Below are 21,747 nucleotides of genomic sequence, written 5' to 3'. Positions count from 1 at the left end.
TGGAAGTAAAAAGAATTTGTTTACATTTGTAGCTGAGAAAAGTAGTCTACGATAGACTACTTTTTTTGTGATGTTCAACCATTCCTCACCAAAGTCCATCAATAAAGAGTTTCAGAGAAAAAGGACTTGTTACCAAAATAAGTTTAAGAGTCCCTCATATATTTTAGATGGATGATTATGGATAAATTCTGTATATAATTCTTCCGGGAGCTGAAGGTTACAAACCGGATAGTGACAATGCCTGGTACAAAAGATCAAATAGGCTTGAAAAATAAAAGCTGCCCTATTTCTGGGCAGCTTTCATCAATTATAAAAGTAAAAAAATTAGTAACCTTGGTTCTGAACCAGATATCCTGGTGCGCTTGATGCTCCGTCTATTGCAGATTGTGGAATAGGAAACAGTCTCTTTCTCACATCTGTATTGGTTTTGGAAGTGTAGGTATCTTCGTAATGTCCGAAACGGATCATGTCTGTTCTTCTTGAATATTCCCAATAAAACTCAAAGCCTCTTTCTCTGTAAAGGGTGTTTAAATTAATACTGGTCAGTGCAGGAGGCGTAACAGCCGGCCTTGCAGTTCTTGACGCTCTTACGAAATTTACGTCTGACAAAGCAGCGGCGGCATTTCCTTTTCTTAATTGCGCTTCGGCTCTCATTAAATAAATATCTGCCAGACGTAAAAGAACGATATCTGCATTTCCCCTGTTTCTTCCTGTATCGGAAGTTCTGCTGAACTGATACTTCGATACTCGGTAACCATCTGCGTAATCTTTATGGCTAGGATCTTCAAGATCGACTTCCAGGACGTGGTTTACATAGTTGGTAAATCCGTTTCTTTGCTCGATCATCGGGTAGATTTTGTATTGTCCGTCCTTCATCTTGAAAGGCTGCCCGTTTGCAGGATTTCTCAGCCCCCACTGAATTCCTCTCTGGATTCCCCTGTTGATCTCATACGTAGATCCATCTACCAGGAAGTAATGATCTTCATCGTTGGCAGGGGTTACGCCGGTAAGGTCTTTTAGGTTTTGAGGAACCGTAAAGTTCTCTTTATAAAATCTGGCGTCTGCCTGAGCAGGATCCGTGCTTCCGTAAGCCTGCACCCAGGTCTGGTAGAAATCAGGAGTAATGGCAGGTCCGTCTGTTCCGTTGGCTTTTGGAAAAGCGGCAAGCGGATACTGACTTCCGGATAGTGACCAGTATCCCAATCTGTTGTGAGAAGTAGTAAGATCCTGACGCTGATCGATGGCAAAGATCAATTCTTTGTTCGTGTGATTGTTATCATCAAAAATAGCAAAGTATTCTGGAGATAAAGTGAATAATCCCGAATTGATCACTTTATTGGTGTACTCAATGACTTTATCCATATCTGCAGCGGCAAATGAAGGGGTACCGTAAGGATCTCTGTACACCGCGGCGTTAAGATAAAGTTGCGCTAAAAAGCCATTAACAGCAGCCTGCGACATTCTTCCCGGACGGGCGGTATTATCTAAATTGTTAACAACCGCTAAAAACTCACTTTCGATATAACTGATCGCTTCCTGTCTTCTTAAAATCTGGGAATCCTGACCTGAAGAATCTTTTTTAAAGGCAATTCCCCAATAATCAAGAAACAGCATATTATAATAGGCTCTCAACGCTCTCATTTCGGCAACAGCTTTAGCCGCATCGCTATTGGTGGCTGCTAAAGGCTGTAGTTTTTCAATGGCTGTCACTGTTCTGGAAAGCATCAGCCTGAAAGCATCCCATGTCTGCTGTACCACAACGTTGGTGGTGGTCATGGTATGCTGGTGAAGTTCAATATATTTTCCGCCATCGTACCAGTCGTTACCACTTCCTCTCGGAGGAAGGATTGCCTCATCTGTACTGATCAGCTGAAGTCCGTAGTTTTTGGTATGGGTAAAGGCATCAGGAAGCGGACCATAGGCGGGAGCAATAAAAGAAGCTACGATGTTATCCGATTGTGCATCCAGTGATTCATCGATTACCTGCTCTTCAAGGTTTGTACATCCTACAGCAACCAAAGCACTTAAGCTTAGTATAGAGATTAAAATTTTATTTTTCATTGTTTTCTTTTTTTAGGGTTTAATTAAAATGCGACGTTTACACCGAATACAAAGCTTCTTGCTTTTGGATAGGTACTGTAGTCAATCCCGAAAGACTGAATACCTCCCTGGGAAAGCCCTGTATTGATTTCCGGATCAAAACCTGAATATTTGGTAATCACAAACAGGTTCTGTGCAGTTAAAGAGAATCTTATATTTCTGATATGCTCACCGATACCTAAAACTTTCGGATTAAGGCTGTACCCTAAAGTAGCATTGTTTAGCCTTAAGAAATCTCCTTTTTCAAGATATCTTGTTGAAATTACATTGGTATTGTTTGTACTTTCATTAGGAAACTGGGTTGCAGCATCGGTTGTATTCTGAGAAAGTCCCAGTCTTCCTCTTGTAAATAAGGTGGAAGCGGTATTGTTATAAATCATATTTCCGGCAACTCCGTTAAAGTTTAATCCAAGATCAAAGTTTTTGTAGGCTGCTTTCACATAAAAGTTGTATGTAAAATCCGGAAGAGCACTTCCTGCGGCAACTCTGTCATTATCCGTAATAATACCGTCTCCGTCTACATCTCTGAAAATATTGGTTCCGTTGGCATTCAGTCCTAAAAATTCTTTTACATAAAATGTTCCGATCGGTTGTCCGTTGATATACCCGTTGATAACGGCATTTGTGGTTCCCGGCCCCTGTGCTTCACCCGTAGAAATCACACGGTACGGAGAATCTTTTACTTCATTCTTAATGAATGCTGCATTGGCGCCGATGCTGTAGGTAAATGCTTTCGTAGGTTCACTGTTATAGTTCAGAGAAAGTTCCCAGCCCGTATTGTTGATCGTCATATTGGGAATATTCTTCCACATGGTAGGTGCAGGCTCGATCGGGTCTACAGGGTTAATCTCCAAAAGGATATTATCGGATACTTTTTTAAAGAAATCTACAGTACCGGTCAATCGGTTATTGAAAATTCCGAAATCCAATCCTACGTTGGTCTGTGTGGTAACCTCCCATTGAAGATCCGGGTTGTCGGTTCTTACCAGGTACACCCCTACAGGATAATTCGAACTGTCATTTAAAGGATACGTTGCCTGCCCGCTGCCGTCAGAAGCAGATTTGTAGCTTCTTTTGGTCATTTTGCTCGGGATTTCCTGATTTCCTGTTTTCCCCCAGCTTACCCTTAGCTTTAAGTTGCTGATTTCATTTACACTGCTAAGAAAATTTTCTTTGCTGATATTCCATCCGGCTGCCAATGAAGGGAAAAAACCATAACGGTTGTTTTCTCCGAATTTTGACGAACCGTCTGCCCTTAACGTTGCAGTGAAGAGATATTTATCATTAAAGTCATAATTGATTCTTCCAAACCATGACTGCAGCTCGTTTTTATTCGCAATAGATGAGGATGTTGTATTATTCTTATTGGCAGCCCCGATTTGGTACTGAGGCTCTATACCGTTGTTTGGAAATCCTGAATAATCCCAGCTTCTTGCCACAAGATAAAGCCTTTGATAAGACTGCCCCGCCATTACATTGAAGTCATGATTATTGATTTTAAATTTATAGGTTAAAGTATTTTCTACCAGGGTATTGTTGTTGGAGTAATAATTTAAATTTAAAGTTCCGATTTCCAACGGTACTGCATGTGGCGTATTCTGAATTACCCTGTCGGCAGTAGAATAATCTATCCCCAGATTCAGCTTATAGGTTAAACCTTTAATGATCTCAACCGAAGGCGAAATATTGGCCAGGATTCTGTTATTGGCTGTAAAATCCTTATATATTTCCTGACGGATCAGCGGGTTGAAAGCTCCATTGCTGAAAACGGTAGTTGGCTCACCATTCGTATAAGCAGGGTACGTAGGATTTAAAGTAAGCATTGTAGAAACCATACTGGTAACGCTCGGTCTGTTATTTTCTGTTCTGCTTCCGTTGAGGTTGAAGTCGATATTTACTCGTCCGTCAAAGGCTTTCTGAGAAACATTGATACGCCCGGAATATCTTCTCAGATTACTGTTGTAAAGGATACCTTCCTGATTTTCATATCCCAAAGCTGCATAGTAATTTGAAGTATCCGTAGCTCCTGACGCAGAGAAATTCACAGTATTGGAAATGGCAGTTCTGGTCAGTTCGTCCTGCCAATCGGTATTTCCTCCCATATCGTCAAGCTTGGCTCCCATTGCAGTAACCTGTTTTCTGAACTCATCTGCACTGAAGACATTCATTTTATTGGCAAGGCTTGAAATCGTAAGATTGGAAGAAAGGTTCATCTGTGTTCTTCCTTTTTTACCTTTTTTAGTGGTAATTACAATAACCCCATTGGCACCTCTTGCTCCGTAAATTGCAGCAGCAGAGGCGTCTTTAAGAACATTTATGGATTCGATGTCCTGAGGATTAATGAAGTTCATCGGGTTGTTGGCAACTCCTACATTACTGTTATCCACCACAAAACCGTCGATCACGTATAGCGGCGTTGTTCCTGAACGTAAACTTCCCACCCCTCTGATGATAATATTCTGGTTGGCTCCCGGCTCACCACTTACATTGGATACATTTACCCCGGCTATTTTCCCCTGCAACAGCTGGCCAACATTGGCTACAAGGCCTTTATTAAAATCTTCACTCTTTACAGTTCCTACAGATCCTGTAACGTCTGATTTCTTTTGTGATCCGTATCCCACCATTACAATTTCGTCGATGTCTTTGAGTTTGTCGTTACTCGTGATGGTGTCAGATTCTTTTTTTTGTGCAAATGTTAAGCTGACACAACTCATCAAAACAGTTGGCACGAGGTAAATACGTTTCATTCCTTAATTATTTTGGTGCAAAATTAGGTTCAATTCCTCCCAATTGTCGTTAAATTACCGTTAAGTAACTGCTTTTTAAATTTAACAAAATGTAAATTTTATTGCGAAAAATTAAATTTCAGTGAACTTTGTGTTAAGCAAAATGTGGTAAATGGCTTCTAATGAGAGAATGAGCTGTTAATATTGCTTTGTGTATCATTAACTCTACTTTTTAAGACTTGTTTTTGATGTAATTTTGCCCGTTGTTTTTAAAATAATTAATTATCAAAATAATAATCAATATGTACTATGTTTGTAAAAGCCTTAATGTAAAGAGGATTGCTGCTTTTTTAATGCTTCTTTTAGAATCTTTTTTGCATGCTCAAACCCAAAAGCCTGTTAATATCATTTTTATGATCGGAGATGGAATGGGTGTTTCGCAGGTGACCTCTGCATTCTATTTCGGAGAGGATAAGCCAAATTTCCAGAATTTTAAATATGTTGGGCTTTCAGAAACTTCATGTACGAGCGACAGGGTGACAGACTCTGCAGCAGGAGCAACCGCTCTGTCGACGGGGCAAAAAACTTATAAAAGAGCCATTGGCCTTAATAAAGATTCTCTTTCTATCCCGACAATCCTTGAACAACTTCAGGATAAAGGTTACAAAACCGGTTTGGTTTGTCTCACAAGCATTACCCATGCCACTCCGGCTGCCTATTATGCACACGTAAAAGACCGCGATCTGCATGAAGATATCGCTCTGGATTTTATCAAATCTAATATTGATTTTGCCGCAGGAGGAGGACTGAAGTTCTTTAATAAAAGAAAAGACAAAAAGGATCTTCTGAAAGATTTAACTAAGAAAAATTATAGAATTGATACGACATCTCTCTCAAAACCGGTTGTCGGAAAGAGAAATTTATACCTGATGGCACAGGATGAACTTCCGAATAAAGTGCAGGGGCGAAAAGATTTTCTTCCGGAAGCGACCCAGACTGCACTGGATTTTCTCTCACATGATAAAAAACCGTTTTTCCTGATGATAGAAGGCTCCTTCATCGATTGGGGCGGCCACGCGAATAACGCCGAAATGATGGTGAAAGAAGTTCTCGATTTCGACAAAACAATTGGTGTGGTCATGGATTTTATTAAGAAGAATCCTAATACGCTTCTGGTGGTCACGGCAGATCATGAAACAGGAGGTGCAAGCATTGGGAAATTTATGGAAAAAGATCCGGCTGGCGGAAAAGAAAGAGAAGTAAAGGATAAGGTTCAGGTTAATTTTATTGACGGGCAGCACACCGCAGCGTTGGTTCCTGTGTTTGCTATGGGAAAAGGCGAAGAACTGTTTTCCGGAGTCTATCCAAACAACACGATCTATCATAAATTGGTAGAAGCATTAAAAAAATCAGGTATTCATATTAAGTAAAGATCATTATGTTTTTAAGTATAAAGAAAATAAGCCTTACAGTGGCAATGACGGTAGCAAGTATGGCTTTTGCACAAAATTATGCTGTTCATTCGCACAACGATTATGAGCAGAAAGTCCCTTTCTGGTATGCATTGGGTGCGGGAGCAACATCGATTGAAGCTGATGTTTTTCTTGTTGACAATGAGCTTTATGTTTCTCATGAACAGAAAGGTATCGGAAAAGAAAGAACGTTTGATGCTCTTTATCTTAGCCCCATTGCAAAAGCTTTGGAGCTGGGCATCATCAGCAATCAGCCGGTCCAGATTTTAATAGACCTTAAAACCGACGGAGAGCCGACTTTGAAAAATATAGTCTCTCATATTTCCAAATATCCTGAAATCATCAGTCATAAAAATATCAGCTTTGTCATTTCCGGAAACAAGCCGTCTCCTGAAAAGTTTACCGCTTACCCTGATTTTATAAAATTTGATTATCAGTCGCTGGAAAATCTTACGCCACCACAATGGGAAAAAGTAGGATTGGTCAGTTTAAATTTTAAAGATTACTCAGTCTGGAACGGCAAAGGCGGATTAACGACAGATGATCTTCCTAAAGTAACGGAAGTCATTAAAAAAGCAAAATCTTTCAAAAAACCTTTCAGGTTCTGGGCCATTCCTGACGGCAAAACGTCCTGGGAATTTTTTGCACACGCAGGCGTAGATTATATCAATACAGATCATCCGAAAGAATGTGCAGAGTATCTTAATAAACTGGATCAGAGAACTTTTAAGAATACCTTGGTAAGTGAAGTGTATCATCCTGAATTTTTGTATGAGAATAAAAATATTCCTGTGAAGAATGTGATTTTCCTCATTGGTGACGGAAACGGACTTTCGCAGATTTCATCTTCTGTTTTGGCAAATAAAGGACAACTGACTTTAACCCAGCTTAAAAATATCGGATTGATAAAAACAACTTCCGCAGATAATTTTACTACAGATTCTGCTGCAGGAGGAAGTGCTTTCGCCACAGGAAAGAAAACTAAAAACCGCTTTATCGGGGTAGATCCTTCAGGGAAATCAATTCCGAATATTACTGAGATTCTTTCTGAAAAAGGCTTTAATACAGGCGTTATCACCACAGACGAAATTACAGGTGCAACTCCTGCTGCATTCTATGCCCACCAAAAAGACCGCGGAATGGAGAAGCAGATTGCAGAAGATCTTACCAAATCAAAGCTTACCTTTTTTGCAGGAGGAGGGAAATCAAATATTTCCGGAGCGGATAATTTTAAAGTGGCCGGAAATACAAAGGAGATTGCAGGAAATAGGGCAGACCGCTTAGCATTTTACCTCTCCGACAACGGTGTGCCACAGGTATTAAAAGGCCGTGGAAATATTTTGGCAGAAACTGTAGAAGGTGCCCTTGAGTTTCTGAACAGCAAGAAAAAGCCTTTTTTCATTATGATCGAAGGAGCGCAGATCGACTCTGGCGGTCATGCAAATAACGTAGGAACGATCGTGACGGAAGGCATTGATTTCGACAGAGCGATCACAAAAGCCATACAGTTTGCCGATCGTAATCCCGGAACTTTGGTTGTTATTACCGCCGACCATGAAACAGGCGGCTTCAGTATTCCGCACGGAGATATGGCTTCAAGTACTGTGGAAGGAGATTTTACAACAGAAGATCACTCGGCTACGCTTATTCCTGTGTTTTCTTACGGACCGGGAACCGAAAACTTTATGGGAGTTTATGAAAACAACGAGATTTTTCATAAAATATTAAAGGTTTTAAAAGTCAAATAAAAATCAGATTCAAGACTTTAATCAATAAACATCCGTATTTCTGCGGATGTTTTTTTATTGGTTTAAATAATAAAGCATTGCTATTTGTTGAAGTAAGTTTATGCTTTGATAACTTTCTCAACATAGCTTTTGGCAATTCGGAGTGCTTCTTCAGCTTCATCAAAAAGAATATTCATTGAGATCTGAAAACCGTTCATCATAAAGTAGGTTACTTTACTTTCCATATTAAAACTCAGAAATGTTACCTGATCGGCATTAATAATCAATGGATAGCCGGCAACCTTTGCATTGTCAATGGTATTGGGTTTTCTTATACTGATGATGCAGGAAGATTTAATATAGATCAAACCATCTTTAGTCGTCTTTATCGTATAGGGCACTTTTATTTTTTTTGGCGAATGTACTAAAACCCTTTACAAAAACTTAAAACTGTGGTATTGTTTGATTTGTTAAATGTTGATTAATGAATATCTTTCATCATTCAGGATTCATCCTACAATGCTTTGGTTTCTGTATAGTTTGGGAGACATATGGTTGACGGATTTGAAGTATTTTCCGAAATGTGAGTTATCGGTAAATCCCAGTTCGTAGGAAATCTCTGTCACGGAAAGCGTAGTGTGCAGGAGCAGTCTTTCGGCTTCCAGGATGACACGGTTTTTTATTAAGCGGCCTGCGCTTAAAGCCATTTGATCTTTTATTAAAGTATTTAAATAATTTGGAGTAAGATTAAGCATTTCGGCATATGGAGCAGTGGTTTTGAATTGCTTGTAATGTTGATTCACCAACTCGGAAAACTTCTCAGCAATCTCCTTTTTATGGTCGGTAGCTATGCGGCGTGTTTTGGTCATTTTTGCCGCTCTGATGAATCGTAGTATAAAGATCTTAAGCTGCATACAGATAATCTCTTTTGAAAACAGTCTGGTGTTGTGAAATTCTTTTCTGATGGCCTCAAAGTTTTGCCAGTACTCATTCCTGGAGGAAGCTTTAACATCGATTGTTTGTGGCATGTTAACCAATGCGGTATCGCTTTTGATCAGTTTATTTCCTGTATAAACATAATTGTAGAAGGATTTGGTAAAAAGAAGTACATATCCCTCAGGCTCAGATAGCGGACTGAATTGGTACACCTGATTGTAGTTTAAAAAAAAGAAACGGTCTTTTCTGAGATCATATATTTGGTTGTCAATCACCACCGATCCTGTAGCGTCTTTAAAAAGAAAAACAGCATAGAACCTGTTTCTCAATGGCTGTTGCATGTTGATCTTCCCGAAAAGCTTTGCAATTGGCAAGATCTGCATCTCATTTTTGAGGGCATGTACCTTTTCCAGATGATGCAGCTGCAGTGTTTTGATGTCCTGTTCCAAAGTATAAAGTTTTCGTGATGCATAAAAATATAAAAAATACCGCAGATCATGCGGTATTTGGGTAGTATTTGTAATTATGCTGTTTCTTTTTCAGATACTTTCCTGAATTTTTTTGTGGTGATTACCTTTTTGTCGACATAATCCGAATTCATCGCCCGTAAGACTGCGAGGTAGCTCACTCCGAAATTAAGCTCGTCGCCCACTTTGATGTCTTTTTCCTTATTGGTGATGTTCAGGATCATCATATCGGAACTAGCACCCAGAACTTCTATACCTTCACTAAGTGGAGTAACCTGTTTAACATCAATATCAAGGACACCGAGATCCACAATCGCTCTTATCGAAGTCTTGCCTCTGTCTTTCTGATTGTATTCCGGGCTTTCTCCTGTAAGGTTTTTACCGACCTTTCCTGTTGGAACCATTGGTTTTTCGTGGAGTTCTATCACTTCTGCAGTCAGTTGAAAGACGTCCGTGTGCATTCCTTTCAGATAGGTATCGTTAAAAACATCGGTTCCGAAAAACAGACTTTCTCCTACACGGAAATGATTGATTCCTTCGGGGACGTTCCCGCTGTTAAGAAGAGGGATCGTTACAGATGATCCTGCACTGATGTATGGAATATTTTTCTTAAAGTGCTGTTCGGCAATTCTCCTGTATTTTACAAGCTTTGTTAGTTTCTCACGGTCAGGAAGAATTCCGTTAAGGCATTTCAGGTTGGTTCCGATTCCGGTAACCTCAATATTCGGGAGCTTCATGACTTCTGCGTAAAAATCGAGAAGAGAGTCGGCCATAATGCCTTCACGGAGTTCTCCCATTTCGATCATAATGACAATCCTGTGGATTTTATGCTGTCTGAATGCTTCTTCAGATAAAGCTTTTATAGTTTCCAGCTCGGAATTAAAGCTTACATCGGCATATTTTACAATGCTTTCGGCAAGGCGTTTTGCCGGAGGTTTGATGTAAACGGTTTTGGTTTGGGGTGACAGCTCTTTGATTTTCTTAAGATTGCTGAGCCGTGAATCGCATACATCCTTATCAATGACGGAAAGAAGGCTCTTCAGAAATGTTTCGTTTCCGCACAGAAGTTTGGCAACGACTGCCCATTCGATCCGGTGTTTTTCAAAAAGATGATTTAAATGATTGTAATTTTGAGCTAATTTTTGTGTATTTAAAGTAATATAAGACATGTTATTTTTTTAATCGCATTTCAATGTATTTGCTGGTGAAACCCATTTTTTCGTAGAGGTGTTTCGCCGGGTTTTCGTTTTCACAGTGGAGTGCGATATCTCCGTCTGTGCTTTCGATCACTTGTTGTAGTATTTTCTTTCCGATTCCTTGTCCTCTTACCTTTTTATCAGTGGCGATGTAAACCAGAATATTTTCCGGAATATATCCGCTCATACCGGTTTTATTGACAACACAGACTCCTCTGAGTTCTTCTGTGGATTCTTCTGTAGCGGTGACAATGAGTCCGCCGGGCTTGTTGTTTTCTCCAAGAGAGTAGCGTATAGCCTTGGCAATATCTGCTTCGGAATCTCCGTACTGTTCAAGATGCTTAAAAAGAAATCCTGTAATTCTTGTGGTATCGATTGGTTGTGTTGAATGTTGTGAACTGTATATTTTTAATGTTATCATCTAAATTAATTATTAACCCGGAAAGGGCATTGTAATATCATAGCCTGAGGGCTCTGAATTCTGTATTATAGTTTCTCCGTCTTTAAAAAACAATAATGGTACGGAGGTATTGTTAATGATCTGTTTGAAAAAATTCTCCGCAAAGAATGATTTCCAGCTTTCTTCGTCCTGGTAATTCAGGATGATAAGATCAAATTCTGCATCCTTTGAAGCTTTTGAAATTTCAACAGCTTTGTCGTTGCTTACCACAAAGGATGCGTAATATTCCGTATCAGTTCCTTTCAATGATTCCCGTATCTTTATAAAAGCTTTTCTGATCTCACTGATCTTTTCGTCTCCGGAAATACCCAGAAGACTTATGAATCCTTTGTTCTTTTCAGCAATGAGTTTTGAAATCTCCAGTTTTTCATTAAGTTTTTCAAGAACACGTACGGGAACCAGAATTTTCTCAAATGTGTATTGATGAGAGTTTTCCGGCATCAAAAGTACCGAACAACTGGCTCCGGTAAGGATCTGATAAGATGATGATCCCAAAATCAATTCCCTGATGCCCTGCTTTCCGGAAGTTCCTGTAATGACAATGTCTACGTCTTCAGACTGAATTATTTTATTGATACTGTTTATGATCGTATCGTTTCCTATAGCGGTCATAAAAGTAATATCATTATACGATTCCTCAAGGGAGTTTTTCATCCTTTCGAGACTAACTTCTGCCTCTTTATAGTGTTTGCTGACGGTTTCTTCTCCTACCATCTGTCTCCCGGTTCTGTCAATAATGAAGAAATTGGTGAAATTGTGGAAGAGAATAATACGTGCATGATGGCGCTTTGCCATGTGTACGGCAAGTATCGTTGCGCTATCAGTCTTTTCCGTAAAATCGATAGCGACGAGTATTGTTTTAATTTTTGCAGGTTTTTCCATACCATTGTGAATTGCGGTTACAAAGGTAGTCACATCAATACTCAGACCATGTCACGAATCATTGCAGTTATGGTATATTTTACTTGTGTATGAATGAAATCCTTATAATTTGATAGAAAACAGTCTTTTCTAATTTAAAATATACAGAGATTTGCATATTAAAATATCAATTTATTCAAACTGAATTTTTCGAAATAACAAAAATATTTTTGGAATAATGGATGATTTAATTTTCACACTTTTTAGATCAATTGATAATGTGCGCCAAAATGTTATGAATTTTTTTTAATTTTTTTTCAGACAATCAAAAAAAAGGAGTTATTGCTTATCAAATAAAGAAAGTAATAGAGATGTATTTAATAATAAATATGATATAAAATGTTGATATATATGATTTTAATGATTTTATTTAAATTGTTTTTTTAAGCTGTATTATTACTTCAGAATTACATGAAACTAATATCAAAAAGTAGAGTAATCATCTGATTTTAAATATTTTCCTTATTGATTTTTATTAAGTATTGTGTTCGTATTTATTTTTTTAGTACTTTTGATTTCAATACGCGGTGATATAACATCCCTTTGGAGAATATTTTGCCGTTATTTTGTATTAGAAATAAAGTAATTATTTATATTTTTACTATACTAAATTTGAGACAGATGTCTTATCTTTAGATATTAAAAATTATTTATTATGAAAATAAAACTATTATTATCAGGAATCTCATTATTGTCACTTTTAGCGGCTTGTTCGGATAGGAGTGAGGAATTCCCCTCGACACCTGAACAAAGTAAAAGTTCCCGGTTTTCCAAAACGTCAAAAGAAAATACGGAAACAGCCAGTACAGAAACAGCTAAAATAGTAGAAGATTCACTGAAAACCAAGGAGATTATCAATGCAACACAAGGAATCCCAGCCCCGCTCAACGCAGACGGAACCTCACAGCAGATTGGAGGGAACTCAGACGATACAATCGACCCGACAAAACCGGACAGGCCTAAGTAAGCTGATCATTGAGATCTCAGCATCTGCTTTTGTCGTTATCGCAGCTATATTGCCATTTCTGAACAATATAGTTGGGTATTTTATTGATGTAAATGTACAGTTACAAAATAATGCCGGTGAAAGAAGACTGGATCTGGATTCTGCGATTTACTTTTTATCAATACCGGTTTGTATGATACTGCTGGCATTGGGCGGATTGTTCAAAGCTAACAGATTTACATTTTACGCAGCTTTAATATCGGGATATTTTCACTTAAGTACTTATGTGAAATTTGTTTTTTTCAATGAGAATAAGATTTCAGCGATTGCAGATATGGCAATCGTATCTTTATTGATTGTAATCATTGTCCTGGTTTTTATGCTTGACAGTTATTATCGGAAGATTTACCTTCTTGATAAATTTAACAACAGCACGTTAGAGAGATTTTCTTCCATATTATTTAAACGAGTAGGAAAACATGAGTAGTCATAGAGAAAGATTAAAGATTCTTGTTGCTCTCTCGGATAAATTGTGGGAAGATTACGACAATACAGTAATATCTGAAGAGGAATATATAAGAAAAATGAATTTGGTAAAAAAAGAAATTAACAATGGTTTTATTAAAACCCTTGAAGATTTGGAAGTTTTTACTAGTGATCTTGGTTATTTAGTCATGTCTGTACCGACGAAAAGTTTTATGTACGGTTCAGAAAAGATTATAGTAAATAAGAACTAATTTTATTTAGCAGATAATTTTGTTGCTAAAAGTATTTCATTTAAAATTTTATTTTGTTCGGAAATCGCTTTACTGTATTTGTTTTCAATTTTATTGATCTGGCTTTGCAGAAACATTAAACTTTTGTCCTGAGTATTATACTGGGCAAAAAGATTTGCAAGCAGATCTCCAATTTTATCGTTAATATCACTACTATAAAGATCACCAGACTGGTGGTCTTTTTTCTGTTGTACGATGTCCGTTTCCAGTTCGCCATCTCCTGTAATCAACCAGATCAGGTTGTCATTCAGTTCCGGATATATTTTTAGAATCTTCGCAAGCTTGTCTACCCCAAGGTCACTTTTTAATCCAACACCTTTAAAATTCGACGCCGCAATCCCTGTCTCTCGGTAGAAAGATTCCTTTTTGATGTTCTTTTTTTCAAGGAAAAGTAAAATTCTTTCTTTTGTGGTCTGAATTTTGTCCATAATTATTTCTTATTAGTCGGAATTTAGTCTATATTTGTCAAAGATAAAACAAAATTATAGAATAATTATATAAATGAAAAATTATATGCAATCGGCGAATGACTATTACAGTCGTTTTGTTCATTCGAAAGATTTTGTTGAGTTTGAATCAGGGTATTTACTTTCTGAAGGGGTTTTTAAAATATCTAAGGAAGAAGAGTGTTTCTGGCTTTTACAGATTATATGTTTTCAGCCAAAAATTTCTGAAGATAATATTTTCGAATCCTGGACTTTTAAGAGAGAAGAAGGTTTAGCATATATTCTTAGAGCTAAAGATTATAACAGCAATATCCTTTTTGAAAAATCATTCCCGTCACCGGATTTTTTCTTTAATGAGATGATTATCTGGAAGGTGGGTAATTACCTACTGTTGCCGGGCGAATATGATGAATTTGTAAAAATGATCAGTAAGCAAAAGGATACACCTCATTGCTTCGACATAAATAATATAAAAAAGAACTGAAATGGAAAAAACACTTATTAAAAAAACTAGTTTCATGAGCATTAAACGCGCAAAAAAAAGAAATTCAGCCAATACATTATACGATATGTATAAATCAGCGGAGGATTTGTATCGCTTTAAGGAAGGATACAGTCTTACTCAGGGTGTTTTTGATTTAATTAGCGGTGAAGACTGCGATTGGCTGTTGGATCTTATTGTGGATGAACAATCAAAATTGAACTGTGATATACAAAACTGGCATTTGAAGAGAATTGAAGGAGAAAATTTCGCACTTTTATGTAGTAACGAAGATGGGGAGGTAATCAATCAGATAAATGATATTTCATTGCGTTTTTATTTCGATGATCTTTTTCTGGTGGTGAAGAAAAAATTAATATGTCTTCCGATCGAATCAAAGATATATTCTTAGTACTAATTGAAATACAGTATTGATCCGGATTTATAACCGGACAGTGGTGAAAAATAATTTTATATAAATTATTGAATAACCGCAGACAGCTTTCTTACCGTATGGGCAGAAAAATATCCCAAAGCACCATTGCTGATATTGCTCGGCGGATTGGCAGGAGTAATTCCACCACCTGCGCCATTATCAGAAAGCTGTAGAAGAGCAGAATAGAAGGTATAAACATTTTGGTCTATACACTGCATTTCTACGTTGATGTTGTCTCCGGGTACCACTTTTATATCGCCCGGATCACTGTCATCATTGGGTAATAGAAGAGGCCTTTGATTAAGCATACCATTGTTCACATTATCGGAAAATTCCGAAAAAAACTTCTTTGGATTATTATTCACGGTAAAGCTGAAAAGATAACGGTTTCCCAAGGCAGGCGGATCTGTAAAAACAGGCAAAAGAGTATAGCTGGTTTCTCCGGCGAATGAAAAAGAATCCTGTTGCAGACCGTCGAAAGAAACAGGTTGTGGCATTGTACTCTTTGCAATATATTCCTTTCCCTCTGCATTTACTTTAAGGGTGTAGGTTCTTCCCGGCTCACCTGTAAATGTTGATGCACGGTAATTTCCTTCACCTATGTATTGCAATGTTTCCGTATGTCCCGCATCATCACTAATGATAACCTGTGCATTTTCTACCGCAGGATATTGATTGGCTGATGTAAATGCGACAGATTTTGTGATCCTCACAAAATATGCCTCTGTCTGATCAGTAACATTGCCTTCAATTACAATCTGGCCGCTTTCATTCTCAAGGTCAAGGTCAATTTCTTTTTCACAAGAGTTTAATAGGAATATTGATGATATGATGAGAAATAGATTTTTCATAATTAAAATTTAAAATTATAAGTGATATTGGGAACCCAACGGAATAAAGAAGTCTGCATTGCTCTTGTTGTCCCCGGTTTATCAGGATTATCTTCGAAGGTAATGGTGTAGGCATTTTCACGACCGTACACATTATAAATTCCAAATGACCATGAGCCTTTAAAACGTTTATTGCTCTCTGGTTCATAAGTGGCATTCAGATCCATCCTGTGATATGCCGGCATTCGGTCTGCATTTCTCGTGCTGTACTGGAATACAGTCTGGCCGTTAAGCTCATATTTCCCGGTTGGAAAAGTCACTGCATTACCGGTGCTGTAAAGAAATAATCCTGAAAAAGACCATTTCGGATTAAGCTGATAAGTGGCTACTATAGAGAGGTCATGTGTTTTATCCATTCGTGCATTATACCACTCATTATTGTTGATGCCGTCGATCTTTCTTTCCGTTTTAGATAAAGTGTAAGAAATCCATCCTGTCAGCTTTCCGCTTTTCTTTTTGGCAATGATTTCAAAACCGTAAGCTCTTCCTTTACCGAAAAGAAGCTCACTCTCTACGTCGGCAGCCGTATCGAATGTGATCTGCGCACCGTTTTTATAGTCGATCTGGTTTTGCATTGATTTGTAATACAATTCGGCATTCACCTCATAGTTGTTATTGCTGAAATTCCTGCTGTACCCTGCACTTATCTGATCTGCAATTTCAGGTTTTACCGTGAAACTGCTTCCTATCCACTGGTCTGTAGGATTTCCGCTTCCGCTGTTGCTCAGCAAATGCAGATTCTGTGTATTTCTCGAATATCCTCCTTTAATGCTGCTGAAATCATTAAGTCGGTAGTTGGCGGTGATTCTCGGCTCAAGATTCACATATGTTTTTCCGAATTTACCTTTTTCAAGAAATTCAGAACCGGTAATATTCCCATTTTCATACGTATTAAAAGTATCACCACCTAATACGCTGAACAGAGAAAGTCTCAATCCGTAATTTACGGTTAGCTTTTCGGTCAGCTTATAATCGTCGTTGATGTAGAGAGCGTTTTCCCATGAATATCTTGGATTTCTTGGAAAACTGCTGACACTCGTTCCTGAAGCACTGCTTGGTGTAATGGTATGGTAAATCGACTGAAGTCCAAATTTTACGGAATGTTCATTTCCGGCAAACCATGTAAAATCCTGTTTAAGATTCCAGTCTTCGATCTTGGAAGACAACCCGAAAGTATTGTTATTGCTGGTTAAGCTTACATTATAGTTGTAATTACTGTAAATCAAAGAAGTATTGGAAAACAGTTTGCTGCTGATAATGTTGTTCCATCGAAGGGTGGCTGTCGTATTTCCCCAATCTGTTGAAAACGTATCGCCCAGTCCCAGGACATCTCTTCCGAAATATCCCGATAAATAGAGCCTGTTATTTTCATTGATCTGATAATTGGCTTTTAAATTTAAATCATAAAAATAGAGCTTGTTATCTTTAAAATCTTTGGTACTCTTCAGGAAAAGATCGGCATACGTTCTTCTTCCTGAAACGATAAATGAAGATTTTTCCTTTTGAATGGGACCTTCAACGCTTAGCCGGCTGCTGATAAGACCAATTCCTCCGTTGATGTTGTAGTCTTTATTGTTTCCGTCTTTCATTTTGACATCCAGTACCGAAGAAAGGCGGCCGCCGTATTGTGCCGGACTATTTCCTTTAATAATGCTTGCGTCTTTCAGTGCGTCACTGTTAAAAGTACTGAAAAAGCCAAGCAAATGAGAAGCATTATAAACCGCTGCCTCATCAAGCAAAATAAGATTCTGATCTGTAGCACCTCCCCGCACACTGAATCCACTGCTGCCTTCACCGTTGCTTTTGATTCCCGGTAAAAGCTGAATGGTTTTCATAATATCTTTTTCGCCAAAAAGAACAGGCAGTTTTTCGATATTCTTTATGCTTAAAGTTTCCGTACCCATTTGGGCGGAGGTCAGGTTTTTGTCCTTTTTGACACCGGAGATCACCACTTCATCAATTTTTGCAGTTCTCTCTTCTTCAGAACTTAGCTGCAAATCTTGTTTTACATCATCTTCAACCGTAATGTTTTGCTGAAAATCTTTAAAGCCGGGATTTGAAATGATTAAATGATAAGTGCCTTTGGGAACGGACAGAGAATAGAAACCATAATCGTTGGAAACCACTGAAATTGAAGGATCTTCGGCTACTTTCACCGTAACGCCGATCAGTAATTCGCCGTTTCTTATGTCTTTCACAGTGCCACTCACAGAATATTTTTGCTGGGCAAAAGCAAATGTGCTGAAACAAACTGCTGCTGCGGAAGTGGCAATTTTCAAAGAAACTATCTTCATTTGGTTTTTTATTTGATTGAAAATTAAATAATAATCCTGCTAAAATACAATTTTTATACAAGTGGGCAAGTCAATTTAGACGCAGTTTTCAGCAAATAGGTTTTTCTCAAAAGAAAAAAATTATTTAAGATTATTATTTATAAAATCAGCCAGCATTTTTGTATTTCCGCCGTAATGATGATCGCCGGTAATATGCTTCATCTGATAATTGTTTTTCAAAGTAATTTCCTGATAAGGAAAATGAGCAAATTCAAAATCGGAGAGAACGACCGTTACAGGGACTTCTGCCATTTTGTTAATTTCCGGAATCACTGCCAGGCTTCCTTTGATTTCCTGCCCGAAATACTCTTCAAGATGAATTTTAAAATCATTACTCTTAGATGGTCCGATGATGAAAACCTTTTGAATTTTACTTTTTAAATTATCAGAAAAACGATTATAAACAAAAGGAGTTACATCGGCTCCGAATGAAAATCCGAGAAGTATAACATGCTGATTTTTCCGGCCTTTAAGCTGCTTGTTAATATAACTTTCAATATCAGAAGAGGTTTGCTCAGGTGTTTTTTTATTCCAGAAATAGGTTTTTGTATTCAGGGCAAAAACATCGTAACCGAACGAATGGAGATTCTCTCCAAAGGTCTTTGAGAAAGTATTAAAGCCGGCATCACCGCTGATATAAAAAATGATCGGTTTGTCGGAATGGGAATTCCATTGGGAGATCTTAAAATCACTTTCAGAATGGCAACTGTTCATCAACAGACCGATTAACAGGCATATGGTTATTTTAAAAATATTTTTCACGGTTTCATTATTTTATTTAAAACTGCGGGCAACTGAAGCAGATCGAGGTCGTTATCATACACCAGGTATTTATTTTCCCAAAGATCTGCATATTTTTCCTTAAAGTTTCTCAGGGTCTGATAATGCTTAAAGCTTCCAACTCTCTGGTAAGCAAACTTCAGCACTTCTTCAGCAGTATTGTTGGGTTCTGTCAATCCTGCCATTGGTGTCATTCCCATATTGATAAATTTCAGGTTTTTAGCTTTAGCATAATCTACAAGTTTTACGATCAGTGCATCGGTACTGCCATTGGGAGCACTTTCCGTTTTTCGGATCATATCATAGCTGCATTCATCCGGGGCGCAATAGGGAATAATATTAAGAAAGGCAACACAATTCCCTTCGGGGTCGGAAATTGTGATCATATCCTGATTCTTTAAAACTTCCCGGTCAAACATTCCTTCGGCAAAAACGATTTCTTTCTTATCAAATTCCTTTAGCCATTCGTTGGAAACACGTTCTGTTTGATCCAGCATTTCCTGATCCAGCGGCGCATACTTTATTTCTGCCGAATATCCGGATTTCTGAAGGGTATTGATTCCGTTTCTCAGTGACTTTCTTTCCTTCCCTGTCAGACTGAAATTTTCAGCATCAAGAATCGCATCCTGGCCAATAAATAATTTCTGTTTCCTGAAAGGATCAAAATAGATCAGGCTGCTTTCACCCACACGGTAATATGCGGTTTTAAGGCTGTGGTTTCTACAGTGCATTTCAAATTCATGAATCAGGCTGGTTTTATCACGGTCTGCACAAACGGGATCTTCCAATACTACGGCAAATCCATTGGCTGTTCTGTAAGATAAAAAACCATCTCTGTTTTCAGCAAAAAATAGCTGTTTGTCCCAGGTCAGTTTAAAATAATCTAAAGAGGAGACGCCATATTCTTTAACCAGATTTTCTGCGTCACTATGATTTTGGTCATTATCCTGATTTTTATAAGTATTTGTTTTATAAAATGAAAAAATAAGCATCAGCCATGAAAGTATTCCCAGAATATAATTAAGCTTCTGAAAGTCTTTCGCAAAACCTGTATGTGGTACCAGCCCGGAATCTTTAAATAAAAGAAAAGTGTGTAATGTATAATAAAGTGCCTGTTGCTTGGTGAAATCTATCCCGAAATGGGATTTGCTGATGAAATAAAATGCCAGATAATTAAAGATGAAAATTGCCGTAAAAATACCTATAAACCATCCAAATCCCCGCTGAAGTGAGATTCTGTTTGTTTTAAAAGTATATTCCTTACGACTGTAGAATAATAAGCCAAGTGTAAACAGCGCAAAAAGTGCTTCTTCATAATCGAGGGCTTTAGCAACATTGAAAATAATAGAAGTTATTGCAAGAGCCACGGCAAAATACCATGCTCTTTTGGTTCCTTTGAAAAGATTTGCTGAAGTAACGAGTAACAGAACGCCCGCAATAAGCGTAAGCATTTTGGAGAGATGAATAAAATCTAATGAAAGGTAATTCTTCACAAGCCTTAAACGATCTGCCAATGCAGGAGTGATAACCGAAAGAATATTAATAATTCCCAATAAGAAAATCATGATAACGGGTAACAGCCTGGCAAATAGTTTCCTTCCGCTCCATAGAAATGCTGCAATCCCCAACAATAACGGCAGCCAGAATTCAAAAAAACGGTAAAGAAGAGTAATTCCCAGTCCCTCAGAATGCTTATATCCAAAATTGGAAAGAATGTATGTGAGTGAAAATTCAACTGCTCCCAAACCTCTCAGAAAAGGCGAAACAATCATCAGTAAAACAGAAATGACATAAGAGATCGCAGCTGCAGAAAAAGAATCCCGGACACCGAAGGCATACATGGCAATCAATAAATGGAAGACTCCGCAGAATTCTATAATAATGGATATGGCAACGGTGTACCAGAAATGTTTTTTATCGACCTCACTGCTGAAAATTTCCTCAGAAGAACTTATTATTTTGGGAAATCTCTTTTCAACAAAACGATAAAGCCCGTTTCTTTTTCTGAACGATAAAAAAATACCGTATAAAATGAAAAGCAGGCTGCATAATATCAAAATTCCGCTCCAGCTGTTATTCAGGTTTTTATTGATGGAAACAGCATATATAAGAAGAGGTATTCCTACAATAAGTACAGTCAGAAGCCCTACAAAGCCATAAATGGCACTGGCCTGATGAATTTTGGATGATTTATACCCCAATATCCTGATATTCCTCGGTAAATAAGCTAAAGAACTTACACCGCCGGCAGGAAGAAATACGCTTAAAAAATTACGTTTCAGAAACAAACCGACAGCATCGGAAATTTTTATATTCATACCGACACTTTTGAAGCTCGTCACATACATTAATCCCTGGAGAAGAATATAAACAAGAGACAGAAAGATTCCTGCACCTATCCATACCGGATCGGAACTGCGGAGTTGCGGACCAATGGATGTCAGTTCGTGCCTTTCGCTTCTGAAAAAAACAAAAGCCAGCAGCAGAATGACAACAGCCAGGATCTCTTTCCAGCGAATTTGTTTGATCACTCCTGGTATTTTGAGAGCTTTCATATCAGTTAATTTGATTTAGCTTTTAATCAAAAGTAATTAAAAATCCGGATTGAAAATATTGATGCTCAATAATTATAAATATTTAAAAAATCTAAT

The 21,747-nt window shown here is 37.9% G+C and carries 19 protein-coding genes; 7 read left to right on the top strand and 12 right to left on the bottom strand.

Annotated elements, in window-relative coordinates; all coding sequences use genetic code 11:
* Nucleotides 1-324: 324 nt before the first annotated feature.
* Together ACWNCI_RS06760 and ACWNCI_RS06755 are read right to left on the bottom strand one after the other, a co-directional pair.
* The gene (locus tag ACWNCI_RS06760; RefSeq protein WP_346985001.1) at nucleotides 325-2,061 is read right to left on the bottom strand and encodes a RagB/SusD family nutrient uptake outer membrane protein; all 1,737 of its coding nucleotides are present in this window, start codon (nucleotides 2,059-2,061) and stop codon (nucleotides 325-327) included.
* A 23-nt stretch (nucleotides 2,062-2,084) separates the two neighbouring features.
* Nucleotides 2,085-4,850 (bottom strand): SusC/RagA family TonB-linked outer membrane protein, encoded by a 2,766-nt coding sequence (locus tag ACWNCI_RS06755; RefSeq protein ID WP_449387697.1) that lies wholly within the window; start codon nucleotides 4,848-4,850, stop codon nucleotides 2,085-2,087.
* Between the two features lie 281 nt (nucleotides 4,851-5,131).
* Here ACWNCI_RS06755 and ACWNCI_RS06750 point away from each other — a divergent pair, with 281 nt between their 5' ends.
* Together ACWNCI_RS06750 and ACWNCI_RS06745 are read left to right on the top strand one after the other, a co-directional pair.
* The gene (locus ACWNCI_RS06750) at nucleotides 5,132-6,259 is read left to right on the top strand and encodes an alkaline phosphatase (protein WP_449387696.1); all 1,128 of its coding nucleotides are present in this window, start codon (nucleotides 5,132-5,134) and stop codon (nucleotides 6,257-6,259) included.
* An 8-nt stretch (nucleotides 6,260-6,267) separates the two neighbouring features.
* Nucleotides 6,268-8,049, top strand: coding sequence for an alkaline phosphatase (locus ACWNCI_RS06745; RefSeq protein WP_449387695.1), 1,782 nt, complete (start codon nucleotides 6,268-6,270; stop codon nucleotides 8,047-8,049).
* Between the two features lie 98 nt (nucleotides 8,050-8,147).
* Here the strand turns inward: ACWNCI_RS06745 and ACWNCI_RS06740 are convergent, their stop codons facing one another.
* The 5 genes from ACWNCI_RS06740 to ACWNCI_RS06720 form a co-directional block, all read right to left on the bottom strand.
* Nucleotides 8,148-8,429, bottom strand: coding sequence for a hypothetical protein (locus tag ACWNCI_RS06740; protein ID WP_449387694.1), 282 nt, complete (start codon nucleotides 8,427-8,429; stop codon nucleotides 8,148-8,150).
* A 108-nt stretch (nucleotides 8,430-8,537) separates the two neighbouring features.
* Entirely contained in the window at nucleotides 8,538-9,413 is an 876-nt protein-coding gene (locus tag ACWNCI_RS06735) for a helix-turn-helix domain-containing protein (RefSeq protein ID WP_449387693.1), read from the bottom strand.
* A gap of 74 nt (nucleotides 9,414-9,487) precedes the next feature.
* Nucleotides 9,488-10,600 (bottom strand): alanine racemase, encoded by a 1,113-nt coding sequence (locus ACWNCI_RS06730; protein WP_449387692.1) that lies wholly within the window; start codon nucleotides 10,598-10,600, stop codon nucleotides 9,488-9,490.
* Nucleotide 10,601: 1 nt separating this feature from the next.
* Nucleotides 10,602-11,048, bottom strand: a complete 447-nt coding sequence (locus ACWNCI_RS06725; protein WP_449387691.1) for a GNAT family N-acetyltransferase — start codon at nucleotides 11,046-11,048, stop codon at nucleotides 10,602-10,604.
* 12 nt (nucleotides 11,049-11,060) lie between these two features.
* A complete protein-coding gene (locus ACWNCI_RS06720; protein WP_449387690.1) occupies nucleotides 11,061-11,969 on the bottom strand; it encodes a universal stress protein in 909 nt (302 codons plus the stop codon).
* Nucleotides 11,970-12,663: 694 nt separating this feature from the next.
* Here ACWNCI_RS06720 and ACWNCI_RS06715 point away from each other — a divergent pair.
* Genes ACWNCI_RS06715 through ACWNCI_RS06705 form a run of 3 tightly spaced genes read left to right on the top strand, consistent with a single transcriptional unit; the run spans nucleotide 12,664 to nucleotide 13,691 of the window.
* Nucleotides 12,664-12,975, top strand: coding sequence for a hypothetical protein (locus ACWNCI_RS06715; protein ID WP_346985011.1), 312 nt, complete (start codon nucleotides 12,664-12,666; stop codon nucleotides 12,973-12,975).
* Nucleotides 12,866-13,441, top strand: coding sequence for a hypothetical protein (locus ACWNCI_RS06710; RefSeq protein WP_449387689.1), 576 nt, complete (start codon nucleotides 12,866-12,868; stop codon nucleotides 13,439-13,441). Before ACWNCI_RS06715 ends, ACWNCI_RS06710 begins: the two co-directional genes overlap by 110 nt.
* Nucleotides 13,434-13,691: a hypothetical protein gene (locus ACWNCI_RS06705; RefSeq protein ID WP_449387688.1), complete on the top strand. Its 258-nt coding sequence runs from the start codon at nucleotides 13,434-13,436 to the stop codon at nucleotides 13,689-13,691. The genes ACWNCI_RS06710 and ACWNCI_RS06705 overlap by 8 nt, the downstream gene beginning before the upstream one ends.
* Before the next feature lie 2 nt (nucleotides 13,692-13,693).
* Here ACWNCI_RS06705 and ACWNCI_RS06700 read toward each other — a convergent pair whose 3' ends face one another.
* Nucleotides 13,694-14,158 (bottom strand): hypothetical protein, encoded by a 465-nt coding sequence (locus tag ACWNCI_RS06700; RefSeq protein ID WP_449387687.1) that lies wholly within the window; start codon nucleotides 14,156-14,158, stop codon nucleotides 13,694-13,696.
* A gap of 73 nt (nucleotides 14,159-14,231) precedes the next feature.
* Here ACWNCI_RS06700 and ACWNCI_RS06695 point away from each other — a divergent pair, with 73 nt between their 5' ends.
* Nucleotides 14,232-14,660, top strand: coding sequence for a DUF6876 family protein (locus tag ACWNCI_RS06695; RefSeq protein ID WP_449387686.1), 429 nt, complete (start codon nucleotides 14,232-14,234; stop codon nucleotides 14,658-14,660).
* 1 nt (nucleotide 14,661) lies between these two features.
* The gene (locus ACWNCI_RS06690) at nucleotides 14,662-15,069 is read left to right on the top strand and encodes a DUF6876 family protein (protein ID WP_346985016.1); all 408 of its coding nucleotides are present in this window, start codon (nucleotides 14,662-14,664) and stop codon (nucleotides 15,067-15,069) included.
* A 68-nt stretch (nucleotides 15,070-15,137) separates the two neighbouring features.
* Here ACWNCI_RS06690 and ACWNCI_RS06685 read toward each other — a convergent pair whose 3' ends face one another.
* The 4 genes from ACWNCI_RS06685 to ACWNCI_RS06670 form a co-directional block, all read right to left on the bottom strand.
* Nucleotides 15,138-15,944: a DUF4249 domain-containing protein gene (locus tag ACWNCI_RS06685; RefSeq protein WP_449387685.1), complete on the bottom strand. Its 807-nt coding sequence runs from the start codon at nucleotides 15,942-15,944 to the stop codon at nucleotides 15,138-15,140.
* A gap of 2 nt (nucleotides 15,945-15,946) precedes the next feature.
* The gene (locus tag ACWNCI_RS06680; RefSeq protein ID WP_449387684.1) at nucleotides 15,947-18,277 is read right to left on the bottom strand and encodes a TonB-dependent receptor; all 2,331 of its coding nucleotides are present in this window, start codon (nucleotides 18,275-18,277) and stop codon (nucleotides 15,947-15,949) included.
* A gap of 120 nt (nucleotides 18,278-18,397) precedes the next feature.
* Nucleotides 18,398-19,078: an AcvB/VirJ family lysyl-phosphatidylglycerol hydrolase gene (locus ACWNCI_RS06675; RefSeq protein WP_449387683.1), complete on the bottom strand. Its 681-nt coding sequence runs from the start codon at nucleotides 19,076-19,078 to the stop codon at nucleotides 18,398-18,400.
* On the bottom strand, nucleotides 19,075-21,651 hold the full coding sequence (locus ACWNCI_RS06670) for a phosphatidylglycerol lysyltransferase domain-containing protein (RefSeq protein WP_449387682.1): 2,577 nt from the start codon (nucleotides 21,649-21,651) through the stop codon (nucleotides 19,075-19,077). Before ACWNCI_RS06670 ends, ACWNCI_RS06675 begins: the two co-directional genes overlap by 4 nt.
* Nucleotides 21,652-21,747: the final 96 nt, after the last annotated feature.

The sequence above is a fragment of the Chryseobacterium lineare genome, from assembly GCF_977014045.1.
Note: the sequence above shows the minus strand (reverse complement) of the source record. Positions and strands in the feature narration are given on the sequence as shown.